The organism is Sphaerisporangium sp. NPDC005289 (assembly GCF_040607455.1).
Classification (GTDB): Bacteria; Actinomycetota; Actinomycetes; order Streptosporangiales; family Streptosporangiaceae; genus Sphaerisporangium; species Sphaerisporangium rhizosphaerae.
On sequence record NZ_JBEXGS010000006.1, the window covers coordinates 367,995 to 381,159 of the forward strand.

General features: G+C 71.0%; 11 protein-coding genes and 1 tRNA gene. 6 read left to right on the plus strand and 6 right to left on the minus strand.

What is annotated here, in order from left to right; all coding sequences use genetic code 11:
* Window positions 1-40 precede the first annotated feature (40 nt).
* The 3 genes from ABZT47_RS14105 to ABZT47_RS14115 all read right to left on the minus strand — a co-directional run bounded on the left by ABZT47_RS14105 (window position 41) and on the right by ABZT47_RS14115 (window position 3,054).
* Window positions 41-1,057: an endonuclease/exonuclease/phosphatase family protein gene (locus ABZT47_RS14105; protein ID WP_354840580.1), complete on the minus strand. Its 1,017-nt coding sequence runs from the start codon at window positions 1,055-1,057 to the stop codon at window positions 41-43.
* Between the two features lie 108 nt (window positions 1,058-1,165).
* Window positions 1,166-1,729 (minus strand): NUDIX domain-containing protein, encoded by a 564-nt coding sequence (locus ABZT47_RS14110; RefSeq protein WP_354840583.1) that lies wholly within the window; start codon window positions 1,727-1,729, stop codon window positions 1,166-1,168.
* Window positions 1,726-3,054 (minus strand): zinc-dependent metalloprotease, encoded by a 1,329-nt coding sequence (locus ABZT47_RS14115; protein WP_354840586.1) that lies wholly within the window; start codon window positions 3,052-3,054, stop codon window positions 1,726-1,728. Before ABZT47_RS14115 ends, ABZT47_RS14110 begins: the two co-directional genes overlap by 4 nt.
* A 64-nt stretch (window positions 3,055-3,118) precedes the next feature.
* Between ABZT47_RS14115 and ABZT47_RS14120 the strand changes: the two genes are divergently transcribed.
* The 5 genes from ABZT47_RS14120 to ABZT47_RS14140 all read left to right on the plus strand — a co-directional run bounded on the left by ABZT47_RS14120 (window position 3,119) and on the right by ABZT47_RS14140 (window position 9,293).
* The gene (locus tag ABZT47_RS14120) at window positions 3,119-4,207 is read left to right on the plus strand and encodes an NAD-dependent epimerase/dehydratase family protein (protein ID WP_354840588.1); all 1,089 of its coding nucleotides are present in this window, start codon (window positions 3,119-3,121) and stop codon (window positions 4,205-4,207) included.
* 119 nt (window positions 4,208-4,326) lie between these two features.
* On the plus strand, window positions 4,327-4,752 hold the full coding sequence (locus ABZT47_RS14125; RefSeq protein WP_354840591.1) for a molybdenum cofactor biosynthesis protein MoaE: 426 nt from the start codon (window positions 4,327-4,329) through the stop codon (window positions 4,750-4,752).
* 92 nt (window positions 4,753-4,844) lie between these two features.
* Window positions 4,845-5,891, plus strand: a complete 1,047-nt coding sequence (locus ABZT47_RS14130; RefSeq protein ID WP_354840593.1) for a PDZ domain-containing protein — start codon at window positions 4,845-4,847, stop codon at window positions 5,889-5,891.
* 305 nt (window positions 5,892-6,196) lie between these two features.
* Complete coding sequence (locus ABZT47_RS14135; protein WP_354840596.1) at window positions 6,197-9,112, plus strand: UPF0182 family protein; 2,916 nt, start codon at window positions 6,197-6,199, stop codon at window positions 9,110-9,112.
* 104 nt (window positions 9,113-9,216) lie between these two features.
* Window positions 9,217-9,293 (plus strand) — tRNA-Met (locus ABZT47_RS14140).
* 77 nt (window positions 9,294-9,370) lie between these two features.
* Here the strand turns inward: ABZT47_RS14140 and ABZT47_RS14145 are convergent.
* Complete coding sequence (locus tag ABZT47_RS14145; protein WP_354840599.1) at window positions 9,371-10,213, minus strand: UbiA family prenyltransferase; 843 nt, start codon at window positions 10,211-10,213, stop codon at window positions 9,371-9,373.
* 103 nt (window positions 10,214-10,316) lie between these two features.
* On the opposite strand from ABZT47_RS14145, the gene ABZT47_RS14150 reads away from it, so the two are divergent.
* Window positions 10,317-11,903 (plus strand): bifunctional 3'-5' exonuclease/DNA polymerase, encoded by a 1,587-nt coding sequence (locus ABZT47_RS14150; protein ID WP_354840602.1) that lies wholly within the window; start codon window positions 10,317-10,319, stop codon window positions 11,901-11,903.
* A gap of 1 nt (window position 11,904) precedes the next feature.
* On the opposite strand, the gene ABZT47_RS14155 is transcribed toward ABZT47_RS14150, so the two are convergent.
* Complete coding sequence (locus ABZT47_RS14155) at window positions 11,905-12,117, minus strand: hypothetical protein (RefSeq protein ID WP_354840605.1); 213 nt, start codon at window positions 12,115-12,117, stop codon at window positions 11,905-11,907.
* Between the two features lie 92 nt (window positions 12,118-12,209).
* Entirely contained in the window at window positions 12,210-12,611 is a 402-nt protein-coding gene (locus ABZT47_RS14160) for a hypothetical protein (RefSeq protein ID WP_354840608.1), read from the minus strand.
* Window positions 12,612-13,165: the final 554 nt, after the last annotated feature.

Consider the following 13,165-nt stretch of genomic DNA (forward strand, 5'->3'; position numbering starts at 1 on the left):
CAAGCGCCCCGGCGGTGAGGGCCGCCGGTCCGGCAGGGGGTCAGCCGGCGGCCGGCAGGGACAGCTCGGTGATGACCGCGCGGTGATCGGTGCGCGGCACGGTGTACACGTGGTAGCCGAGCACCGAGATGCGCCGGTCGGCGAGCACATGGTCGATGGTGATCAGCGGCGGCAGCTTCTTGTTCGCCGGCCAGGTCGGAGTCAGGCCGCCCCCGGCGGTGTCGCCCGCGTCGCGGTACCCGCGCGCGACCACCTTGCGCATCTCGGCGTGGTCGAGGCTGGCGTTGAAGTCGCCCGCCAGGATGCGGAACGGCCCCGACGCCGGCCCCGCCGGCAGCGCGCGCAGCCCCTCGGTCCACTCGGTGACCTGCGGACCCAGCGGCGGCAGAGTGTGCACGTCGACGATCTGGACCTGCGCGCCGCCCGGCAGGGTGAGCTTGGCCGCCGGCATGTTGTGCCCGATGACCTGGAACAGACCGTCCAGGCGGGTGATCGGATGGCGGGAGAAGATGCCGCTGCCCGCCGCGCTCCACTCGTCCTGCAGGTAGCGGTAGGGCATGAGGTCCTTCAGCCCTGCGGCGTCCAGGGCCTCCACGGCCCCCGGAGTGAGCTCCTGGGTGTTCAGGACGTCGGGGCGGTGGCGGCGCACCAGGTCCACGACGGTCTGGGCGTCGCCGTGGCCGAAGAAGAGGTTCGACGTCATGATCGTGAACGGCACCCCGGAGGACGCCTGCGCGACCGGCGCGTCCCCGAACGCGCGGGGCAGCACGCTGACGCCGAGCGCGGCGGTCGTCGCCAGAGCCACCGCGGTCACGGCCTTTCTGCGTGACAGGACCCCGAGCAGGACCGGCAGGAGCGAGCCCGCCGCGGCGTACGGAGTCGCGGTCATGATCTGCGCCGGGAACGATCCACGCTCCAGGCCGCCGAGCCGCCATACGGCCCAGGCGGCGAACGGGGTCACCGCGAACCAGGCGAGCTTCCCGGAAACGCGGAGGCGGAGGCGCCGGGACGGGGTCACGATCACGCCCCCCACCGGTGTGTCGGTCGTGATGTTCACCAGTCCCCCGGGCATCCTTCGGCAGTACCTCTAGAGCCTATCCAGCCTGTGTATGACCCGCGTGAAGACGCGGCGCGCGGACCTCGTGTCACCGCAGAAGCAGAGATCTCAGGCGGGCTGCTGCGGGCTCGCGTCCAGCAGCAGCGCGCGGGCGCGGCGCGCGAGCCGGCGGGTCGCCTCGTCCGTCGGCTCGGGGATGTCCTCGACGGGCACCCAGCGAAGCTCCAGCGACTCCTCGCTGATCACGAACTCGGCGCCCGGCGGCGCCACGGCGCCGTACTCGACGTCCAGGTGCCAGCTGTGCGGGGGATGGCACCACACCCGGTGCCGGTCGAGCGCGAGCGGGCCGGGCAGGAGCCGCAGGCCCGCGATGCCGGACTCCTCCGTCGCCTCGCGCAGCGCGGCTTCCTCCAGCGACAGGTCGGCCGGCTCGCAGTGCCCGCCCATGGGCAGCCACATCCCGGCCTTCGGGTGCAAGGTGAGCAGCACCTTGCACCCGTCGTGCGAGAGCACCGCGGTGGTGGCCGTCAGGTGCCCCGGCGCGCACGAGCGCCACATGGCGTCGTCGTACCGGCCCAGGTGCGAGAGGAACTCCTCGCGGAGCGACTCCTCGCCGGCGGTCGGCGCGGACCAGCCGGTCAGCGCGGCCAGCGCCCGCTCATGGAGCGTCACCCTTCGCCGGGCCCCGCGGACCCGCGTCCCGGACCGGCCTCGCCGGGCCCTTCGTCGCCCGGACCGTCCTGCGGCGCCTGGTCCTCCTCGAACGCCGACAGGTCGAGCTTGGTGTCGCCGCGGACGAACGCCTCGGGGTCGTCCAGGTCTGCGGCGGTCGGCATCAGATCGGGGTGGGACCACACCGCGTCGCGCCCGTCGACGCCGCGGGCGGCGGCCAGGGCCTGCCACAGCGCGGCGGCCTCGCGCAGCCGGCGTGGACGCAGCTCGAGACCGACGAGCGTCGCGAAGGTGCGCTCGGCGGGCCCGCCGGTCGCCCGGCGGCGGCGCATGGTCTCCGACAGGGCGGCGGCCGAGGGCAGCTTGCCTTCGGCGGCGGCGTCGACCACCGTGCCGACCCAGCCCTCGACCAGGGCGAGGATGGTCTCCAGCCGCGACAGCGCGACCTTCTGACGCTCGGTCTCCTCGGGCTTGAGCAGCGCGCCGCCGCTCAGAGCCTCCTGGATCTGCTCGGGGTTGCTGATGTCCAGCCCGCGGATCTGCTCCTCCAGGGCGGAGGTGTCCACGGTGATGCCCTTGGCGTACTCCTCGACGGCGCCGAACAGCTGGGTGCGCAACCACGGGACGTGCTGGAACAGCCGATGGTGCGCGGCCTCCCTGAGCGCCAGGTACAGGCGGATCTCCTCGGAGGGGATCTCCAGGCCGTGGCTGAAGGCGGCGATGCCGCCCGGCAGCAGCGCGGCGGTGTCCGACAACGGCAGCCCGATGTCGGAGGAGCCGATGACCTCGGGGGCCAGCGCGCCGAGGGCCTGGCCGATCTGGCTGCCGACCATCATGCCGCCCATCTGGCGCATCATGCCCATCAGCGGCCCGAGCTGCGCGGCCATCGCCTGGTCGCCGCCGAGCCCGCCGAGCCCGGCGCCGCCCAGGGCGCCGCCCATGGTGTCGACCATGCGCTCGGCGATCGGGTCGCACAGCTGCTTCCACACCGGGACGGTCTTCTCGATCCACTCCGAGCGGCTCCACGCCTCGGGCGCGGTCAGCCCGCTCGGCAGCTCGGTCACCTCGTTCAGCCAGAGGTCGGCGAGGCGGAGCGCGTCGACGATCTGGCGGCGCTCCCCCTCCATGACGCTCGGATCGCCTTCGGCGACCACGGCGTGGCGGGCGATGTTCTTGGCCATGTCCCAGTTGACGGGACCGGAGCCCGCCGGAGCCGAGAGCATGTCGGCGAACTGGCGCATGGCCGCGGCCATCTGCTCCGGATCGCCGAACATCGCGAACGGATTCTCGTTGGGGTCGTTTTCGCGACCTGGCAGGTCAGTCACCGCTCTACCTCGTGCAGGATGGAGGAGTCCACATCCGCCACGTTATCCGTCGCAGGGCGGATCAGTGCAAAGTGAGGACCTCGTGACTACCTCGAAACGCCTCCGCCCGCCGGTCGTCGCCGTCACGGGCGCGGCATCCGGTCTGGGGAGGGAGTTCCTCTCCCGGGTCGCCTCGTCTGCGGATTTCCGCCGCGTCGTGGCGATCGACGATCAGCGGGGGGACGTCGCGGACGTCACCTGGCGGGTGATCGACGTCCGAGATCCGCTCTTGGCGAACCGCATCTCCGACGTCGACGTGCTGGTGCATCTGGCCGCCGACTACCGGCTCGACTCCGACCCGGGCGAGCGCCGCGGGTACAACCTGCGGGCCGCCCAGACGGTGCTCACCGCCTCGGCCGCCGCCCGCGTCCGGCGGGTGGTCGTCGTGACCAGCGCCATGGTCTACGGGGCGGCGCCGGACAACCACGTCCCGCTGCCCGAGGACGCGCCGGTCGCCGCCGAGCCCGACTCCGGCGTCGTCGGCGACCACCTGGAGATCGAGGCGCTCGTGCGCCGCGCCCTGCGCAGCCATCCGGGCCTCGAGGTCACCGTGCTGCGGCCGGCCGCCATCGTCGGCGCCGGTGTGGACACCGTGGTCACCCGCCACTTCGAGGCGCCCCGCCTGCTCACGGTCAAGGGCTCCGCCCCACGCTGGCAGTTCTGCCACGTCGAAGACCTGGTCTCGGCGCTGGAGCTCGCGGCGCTCGGCCAGGTCTCGGGGGTGGTCACCGTGGGCAGCGACGGATGGCTGGAGATGGAGCAGGTCGAGGAGCTGTCGGGCCTGCGGCGTTTCGAGCTGCCCGCCGGGCTCACCTTCGGCACCGCCCAGCGCCTGCACCGGCTCGGCATCACTCCGGCCCCCGCGACCGACCTGCACTACGTCGTCTACCCGTGGGTGGTCGACTGCGCCTCCCTGCGCGCGGCCGGGTGGAAGCCCGCCTGGACCAACGAAGCGGCGTTCCAGCAGCTCCTGGAGCTGCGCGAGGGCCGCCACGCGGTCGTCGGCCGCCGCCTGCCGGGCAAGGAGGCCACCCTGACCGCCGCCGGGGCCACCGTCGCGGTCATCGGCACCGCCGCCATCGTCCGCCGGGCCCGCAGGCGCCGCCGCATCTGACCGTGCTTGCGTGGCCTCGCTGCGCCCGGCGGGCTCGGGGCGCCTTTGAGGCGGTGCGAGCGGCTCGGCGTGGTCGGTGAGAGACCGGATGTGGGGGGTGACACAGTAGGCTTCGAGGGGTGACCGCCATTCGTTTGCTGGGCATTCGGGACACTCCGCTGTCGGTGGAAGAGGTGCTCGCCGCCGTCGGCGACCACGGGGCCGGGGGGACGACGCTCTTCGTCGGCACCGTGCGCGATCATGACAACGGCAAGCCGGTGACCTTGCTGTCGTACTCGGCGCATCCGACGGCCGAGGCCGAGCTGCGCCGCGTGGCCGAGAAGGTCGCCGCGGACTTCCCGGTCACGGCGCTCGCGGCCGTCCACCGGGTCGGCGAGCTCAAGCTCGGCGACGCCGCGGTGATCGTCGCGGTGGCCGCCGCGCACCGGGGCGAGGCGTTCGAGGCGTCCCGCCGCCTGATCGACGACCTGAAGAGCGAGGTCCCGATCTGGAAGCACCAGGTGTTCACCGACGGCTCCACCGAGTGGGTCGGCGCCGGCGGGTGATCCGCCCCGCCGGGAAGCTGCGATTGACCTGGATGTCCGCCCTGTGTGTGTCCGCGTAACCACGGACGTGGTAAGCGCATAGAGTTGCCACCATGTCCCGACGACGTCTGACGTTGATGATGGCGGGCGTCCTCACGCTCGTGCTGGGTGGGGCGGGCGCGCTGCTTCCGGTGCCGTACGTCGCGCTGAGCCCGGGCCCGACCGAGAACACCCTCGGCGACGTGAAGGGCAAGCCGGTCATCAGCATCTCGGGCCACCAGACCTACCCGACCTCGGGCAAGCTCAGCCTGGTCACCGTCGCCTACCAGGGCGGCCCCGACGCGCACATCGACCTGCTCACGGCCCTGCGCGGCTGGATGGACCCGACGGTCGCCGTCGTCCCGGAAGAGACGATCTTCCCCAAGACGGTGTCGGTCAAAGAGGTCGAGCAGCAGAACACCCAGGAGATGAGCAGCTCCCAGCAGGACGCCACCGCGGCGGCGCTGAACGAGCTGAAGATCCCGGTCGGCTACCTCGTGGCCGTGGCCAGCGCCCAGAAGGGCAGGCCCGCCGACGGCAAGCTGCGCGCGGGGGACGGCATAGCGACGGTCGACGGCACCCCGGTGCGCACCGTCGACGAGGTCGGGGCGCTGGTCCGCAAGCACAAGACGGGCGAGCAGGTCGACTTCGGCATCGTGCGCGACGGCAAGCCGATGAACGTCCAGGTCGGCACCGTCGCCGGCAAGGACGGCCCCATCGTCGGGGTGATGATGGGCGGCACGCGCTACAAGTTCCCGTTCGAGGTGACCGTCAACGTCGGCGACGTCGGCGGGCCGAGCGCCGGGCTGATGTTCTCGCTCGGCATCTACGACAAGCTCACGCCCGGCGAGCTCACCGGCGGCAAGTCGATCGCCGGCACCGGCACGATCACGCCGGACGGCAAGGTCGGCCCGATCGGGGGCATCCAGCAGAAGATGGTCGGCGCCCGCGACGCCGGCGCGACGGTCTTCCTGACCCCCGCCGACAACTGCGACGACGCCGTTCCCGCCGTGCCCAAGGGCCTGCGCCTGGTCAAGGTCTCCACCATGCACGAGGCCGTCCAGGCGATCGAGGCGTTGCGCACGGGTTCCGGGCCGGTGCCGAGGTGCTCGTCCCGATGACGCCGTGGCCGACGTGATCGCCGCACGCGACCGCGCCGCGGGGAACCCGCCGCCCGTCCGGGGCGTTGGGTCACGTGGACACGCGCGTCTCATCCAGCGGCGCCGCACGATCTCCGACCCTGCCCGCGGGCGGCCTTCGATAGAGGGCGTCCGCCGGCGAACCCGGCGCACGTTGTGCCCCGGCGGTGCCCAGGGCTCGGAGCGTGACCGCGCCATCACCGGTGTAGGTTGCCAAGACACGGACCGTTACTCGTGAAATCTAGGGGTGGGCCTTGACCTTCCGGAACCCCGGCGCGGGTCGGGCGATGCGTTTGCCCCGCCGGCCGCGGCTTCTCGTGCCCGTCGCGATCACTCTGGTCGCGATCGTCATCTTCTTCTTCGTCTTCGCCGGCATCTTCACCGACTGGCTGTGGTTCGACTCGGTCGGCTACACCACGGTGTTCTCGACGATGCTGGTGACCCAGTTGCTGCTGTTCGTCTTCGGCGCGTTGCTGATGGGCGGCATCGTCGGCGGGAACATCCTCATCGCCTTCCGGTCGCGGCCGCTGTTCGGCATCGGCATGTTCGGCGGCTCCGCGCAGGGCGCCGACCGCTACCGCGCGGCGCTCGACCCGCACCGCAAGATGATCTTCATCGTCGGACTGGCGGTCCTGGGCCTGTTCACCGGGTCCTCCACCGCCGGCCAGTGGAAGACCTGGCTCCTGTTCATCAACGGGACGCCGTTCGACAAGGTCGACCCGCTGTTCAAGATGGACGTCTCGTTCTTCATGTTCACCTATCCGTTCATCCGGATGGTGCTGAACTTCCTGTTCACGGCGGTGATCATCTCGATCATCGCCGCGGCGATCGTCCACTACCTGTACGGCGGCTTCCGGCTCAACTCGCCCGGCCTGCACGCCACGCGCGCCGCCCGTGTCCACCTCTCGGTGCTGGTCGGCCTGTTCGTGCTGCTGAAGGCCGTGGCCTACTGGGTCGACCGCTACGGGCTGGTCTTCTCCGACCGCGGCAAGGTGTTCGGCGCCTCCTACACCGACGTGAACGCCGTGCTGCCCGCCAAGAGCATCCTGGCGATCATCGCGCTGATCTGCGCCGTGCTCTTCTTCGCCGGCGTCATCCGGCCCGGCGGCATGCTGCCGGGCGTCGGCCTCGGCCTTCTGGTGCTGTCGGCCGTCCTGGTCGGCGGCGTCTACCCGGTCCTGGTCGAGCAGTTCCAGGTCAAGCCGAACCAGCAGAGCAAAGAGCGGCAGTTCATCGACAGCAACATCAGGGCCACCCGAGATGCCTACGGCGTGGCCTCCACCGAGGTCACGCCGTACAGCGCCAAGACGCAGGGCAGCCAGCAGGAGATCGCGAGCGAGGCCTCCACGATCCCGGGCGTCCGCCTGCTCGACCCGACGGTGCTGCCCGCGACCTACGAGCAGCTCCAGCAGATCAAGGGCTACTACCAGTTCCCCGAGTCGCTCGACGTCGACCGGTACACCATCGACGGGGTGTCGCGCGACACGGTCGTCGCGGTGCGCGAGATCGGCCGGCCGCCCGACCGCAACTGGATCAACGACCACCTCGTCTACACCCACGGCTTCGGCTTCGTCGCCAGCCCTGGCAGCAAGACCGACCCCCAGGGCAACCCCGACTTCCTGGTCAAGGACATCCCGCCGACCAACGGCCTCGGCTCGTTCGAGCCGCGCATCTACTTCGGCGAGCACTCTCCCGACTACTCGATCGTCGGCGGCGGCAAGAACATCGAGCTCGACTATCCCGAGCAGAGCGGCAACGGCCAGGGCAGCGGCCAGGTGAACACCACCTACCGCGGCAAGGGCGGCGTGCCCATCGGCAACTTCTTCACCCGCATGCTCTACGCCGCCAAGTACGGCGAGACCAACATGCTCCTGTCGTCCAGCATCAACGACCAGTCGCGCATCCTGTACAACCGCGACCCGAGGTCGCGGGTCCAGCAGGTCGCCCCGTTCCTCACCCTGGACGGCGACCCGTACCCCGCGATCGTCAACAACCGCGTCCAGTGGATCATCGACGGCTACACCATGTCGGAGGACTACCCCTACTCCCAGCGCCGCAGCTTCGGCGACATGACCCGCGACACCTCCACCGACCGGTTCCTGACGCCGCAGCAGCCGCGCGACCAGATCAACTACATCCGCAACTCGGTCAAGGCGACGGTGGACGCCTACGACGGCACCGTCACGCTGTACAGCTGGGACGACAACGACCCGCTGCTCAGGACCTGGGAGAAGGCCTTCGGCGGCGTCATCCAGCCCAAGTCGAAGATCCCCCCGCAGCTGATGGACCACCTGCGCTACCCCGAAGACCTCTTCAAGGTGCAGCGCGACGTCCTCGGCCAGTACCACGTGACCAACGCCGACGCCTTCTACGGCGGCCAGGACTTCTGGAAGGTCCCCGAGGACCCGGCCAGTTCCAAGACCAAGCAGCCGCCGTACTACGTGACGATGCGGATGCCGAACGAGACCGATCCGAAGTTCTCGCTGACCACCACCATGGTGCCCAACAACCGGGACAACCTGGCGGCGTTCATGTCGGTGGACGCGACGGGCGGTGCGGACACCAAGATCCGCATCCTGCAACTCCCCAGTGAGACGACGATCCGCGGTCCCAAACAGGCGCAGAACGCCTTCGACACCAAGGCGGCGAGCGTCCTCAACGATCTGCGCATCGGCGGCACCACCGAGACGCTGAACGGCAACCTGCTCACGCTGCCGTTCGGCGGCGGCCTGCTGTACGTCCAGCCGGTCTACGTCCAGCCGAAGGTGCAGAACTCCGCGCGCTACCCGACCCTGTTCCGCGTGCTGGTGATGTTCGGCAACGACGTCGGCGTCGGCAACACGCTCAAGGACGCGCTGGACCAGGTCTTCGGGCAGAGCGCGCAGACGCCGTCCAACCCGACGACGCCCGGCGAGCCGCAGACGAGCGCGGTCACCACCGACCTCGCCACCGCCTACAACAACGCCCAGAAGGCCTACGACGACGGCCAGAAGGCCATCAAGAGCGGCGACTTCGCGGCGTACGGCGAGGCGCAGAAGCGGCTCGCCGACGCGCTGAAGCAGCTGCAGTCGGCACTGGACAAGCAGAAGGCCGCCACGCCGGCGGCCTCTCCGTCCGCGTCCCCGTCGGCGACGACCACACCCAACCCCGCGTCGGTCTCGGCCACGCCGACGCCGAGCGCCTCACCCGCGCCGAGTTCGTAGCCCGCTCTCGGGCCGGGGGCCGCGAGGCTCCCGGCCCGAGACCGGCGAGGCGCGACGATTTGCCAGTGCTCTCCACGGCCGATAGTCTCTTCAATGCAAGCCGACGCGGGGTGGAGCAGCTCGGTAGCTCGCTGGGCTCATAACCCAGAGGTCGTAGGTTCAAATCCTACCCCCGCTACCACGAAGGCCCTGGTCACAGAAATGTGACCAGGGCCTTTCCCGTTTCCCGGCCTCACCGGCTCCCCGCGGCGGCGGCTTTCAGACCAGCCGGGCGCCCTGGGCGGCGAACATCGCCACATCGATCACCGCGACCGCGACGGTCACCGCGAAGGCCGCCCGCCGCAGGTTCCCCCGCGCGGCCGCCAGACCGCCTCCCAGGGCCAGCACGACGGCCGCCAGCCCCGCCACGGCGGGCGCGCCGGCATGCCCGCCCGGACCGAGGGCGATGACGACCGACGCGGCCACGAGCAGGACGGCGGCGCCGACGCGGGCGCCGGTGGCCCCGAGGCGCTGCGGCAGGCCGCGCACGCCGAGCGCGAGGTCGTCCGGCAGGTCGGGGATCACGTTGGCGAAGTGGGCGCCCATGCCGAGCAGCGCCCCGGCCGCCATGGCCCACGCGGCCGGCCACGGGTGTCCGGGCAGCCCGAGGGTGATGAACGCCGGGAGCAGCCCGAAGGCGGCGGCGAAGGGGAGCGGCGAGGCCGCCGTGGCCTTGAGCCGCAGGTTGTACAGCCAGCCGCACGCCACGGCGGCCAGGTGTACGAGCCCCGCCGCGAGGCCGTTCGCCAGCGACAGCGGCACGCACGCCGCCAGGGCCACGAACGCGGCGCGGGCGACGGTACGGGGCGCCAGGCCCCCGCCTGTCCCGTCCGGAGTGCCGGGCCCGGCGGCGAGCGGCTTGTCGGCCCGGCCGATGGCCTGGTCGCGCCTCCGGTCGATCCAGTCGTTGCTCCAGCCGATCGACAGCTGACCGCTGAGCACCGCCGCACCGGCGAGCAGGGTGCCGCCGGCGCCCCTGCCGACGCCGGCCGCGAGGGCCGAGCCCATCGCCGTGACGACCACGGTGGGTCCCGGATGGCTGGCCCGGATCAGCGCGAGCATGTGATCTCCCTGCTTCCCCGCCGCCCACGCCGCTTCCGCGGCGCGAACGGCGCAATCGAACCTGTGATCGAACGCTGTCGGCCCTCTCGGATAGTCTGCCGCTATGCGGATCGCGGTGACGGCGGACGCGGAGGGCGGCACGCTGCGGCCCTCGGGGGAGCATGCCAGGCGAGTGGGTGATCTCGCACGGGCCGTCGGCGATCTCGAGCGCTCCGCTCGCCCCCGGTGGGTCTGGGCCGACACGCGCGCCCTCTACCCTCCGCTGATCGCCAAGGGGGTCCGGGTGGCGCGCTGCCACGACGTCACCCTCACCGAGTCACTACTGCTCGCCCACGAGGGCAGGTACGGCGAGCCCAGGTCGGCGCAGGCCGCCTACGCGCGGCTCCGCGGCCTGCCGGTGCCGGTGGACGAGGCCGGTCCGCACGCCGTCCAGGACACGCTCTTCGAGCCCGAGCCGGCCGAGGTCGACGTGAGCGAGGTGTACGCCGACCAGCTCAGGCGCATCGAGGCCGCCGAGCATCCGGGCCGGTTCCGCCTGCTCGTCGCCGCCGAGTCCGCCGGGGCGCTGATCGCGGCCGAGATGAGCCACGACGGCATGCCCTGGCGCGAAGACCTGCACGATGAGCTGCTGAGCGAACTGCTCGGCCCGAAGCCCGTGCACGGCATGCGCCCGGCCAAGCTCCAGGCCCTCGCCGACCAGGTGAGCGCGGCTTTCGGGCAGACGGTCAACCCCGACTCACCGCAGCAGATCGTCAAGGCGTTCAAGTCGGCCGGCCTCAGCGTCGCCTCGACCAGGTCCCATGTGCTCAAACAGGTCGACCACCCGGCGGTCGTGCCCCTGCTCGCCTACAAGGAGCTCGCGCGGCTGCACAGCGCCCACGGCTGGACATGGGCCCACCAATGGGTCCGCCGCCACCGGCTCCATCCCGAGTACGTCGTCGCGGGGGTGGTCTCGGGCCGCTGGGCGACCAGCGGCGGCGGGGCGTTGCAGATCCCCAAGGTGATGCGCCGGGTGGTGGTCGCCGACGAGGGGTGGAGGCTGGTCGTGGCCGACGCGGCGCAGCTCGAGCCCCGGGTGCTGGCGGCGATGGCCGGTGATCGCGGTCTGGCCCGCGCGGCCGGCGAGATCGACCTGTACGCGGCCCTCGCGCAGGCGTTCGGCGGAGCCCGCGACAACGCCAAGATCGCCATGCTGTCCGCGATGTACGGGGGCACCAGCGGCGACGCCGCGAAGCTGCTGCCCATCATGCGGCAGCGGTTCCCGTTCGCCTACGCCTTCGTCGAGGAGGCCGCCAAGGCCGGGGAGGACGGCCGGCTGGTGCGGTCCTGGCTCGGGCGCACGTGCCCGCCGCCGTCGGCGCACTGGCTGAACCTGGTCTCCGGGCCCGAGGGCGGTCGCGCGGCCCGCGACCGCGGGCGCTTCACCCGCAACTTCGTCGTGCAGGCGACAGCGGCCGAGTGGGCCCTCACGCTGATGGCGTTGCTGCGCGGGCTGCTGCCGTCCCCCGCGAGGCTGGTGTTCTTCCAGCACGACGAGGTGATGGTCCACTGCCCCGAAGAGGTGGTGCAGGAGGTGTCGGCGGCGGTGAGCCGGGCGGCGGAGGAGGCCACGCGGCTGCTGTTCGGCCAGACGCCCGTGCGCATTCCGATGGAGGCCGTCGCGGTCTCCTGCTACGCCGACGCCAAATAGCTCACGCCCGCTCGCGCTCGGCCCACGCGGTGGCCCTGATCAGCGACAACGACTTGCGACCCGCCCAGCCGAGCAGGCAGACGCTGAAGACGATCTGGATGGCACGCAGCCACCCGGGCGTGGCCGTGGCGGCGAAGACCACCACGCCCAGCCAGAGCATGCCGAACACCGCTACCAAGGTGACAGCCGCCCAGTTCAGCCCCCGCATCAACATGGGGGAAGTCTCCCAGGGCGACTCTCATGTCGCGGCAAAGCCAGTCATCTCGACACGTGAGCTTGCTGTGCCGATTTGGCGTGGAATATCGATCAGCGAGGCAGCCTGCGGGCGGTGCCCCCGCACCGGCGCATCCGAGCGCTCGCCCGGGGGCGGCTCGCCGGCCGCTGCTCAAGGTTGGCGAGCAGGGCCTCCGCCGACCGGACGTCCGACAGGATGCGCAGGACCTCCTCGTCGCCGTCGGGAAGCTGTCCCTTCTTGCCCAACTCGTGCCGCAGGAATGTCAACGGGTCGGCGTCCCCGATCGCCTCCGCGGCGACGGTCGCCCGAGCGGCCGTCAGCAGGCCAAGGTAGTGGGCGCGAAGCGTCGCCTCGCGCAGTCGCGCCTGCTCCAAGTCGTCGAGCAGGGTGCCGGCGATCTGCAGGAGATCGTCGGAGCCGCCCTTCTCGGCCGCGATGTGAGCACGGATGTCGTCGAACTCCGACCGCGTCATGATGACCACCTCCACGGGCGGGGTCCCGGGCGCCGGGGTGGCGCCGAGGGAGTCCCGCACCCTCTTCGTAACGTGTGGCGATTGCGGATGACTTGCCGACGGGTTGCCCCGGCGCGAATCGCTCGCTGTTTGGGATGGCTGAGAGGCGGGAAAGGTTTACCGACTATCGAAGTGGCCTCGGGCACTCCTGGGATGCTGCTAGAGTTTCCCCTCGTTGGGCGGCGATCAGGCCCCGAGAGATCCAAAAAATCTTCCGGATGACTGGCTGTGCCCGCAATCCTCTTGCTGTCCGGTTCATCCCGGTTGATGCCTCGAAGTTGCATCTGTCCGGTTGGCCTGGTAAGCTCGAGGGGTTGCCCTGGAAACGGGGTGACGAATTTTAGCAGGTCTCGATGATTGACGGCAGATCGGTTGATTTGACGGAGATCATCGGAAACTGGTAAAGTTTAAGAACACGAGATGAACGCCCCAGTCGGGGGTCGGGTCCTTGGTGGGTCTGGTTTCCGGTGGTGTACGCGTCCGTTTCTTGAGAACTCAACAGTGTGTTAAAAGCC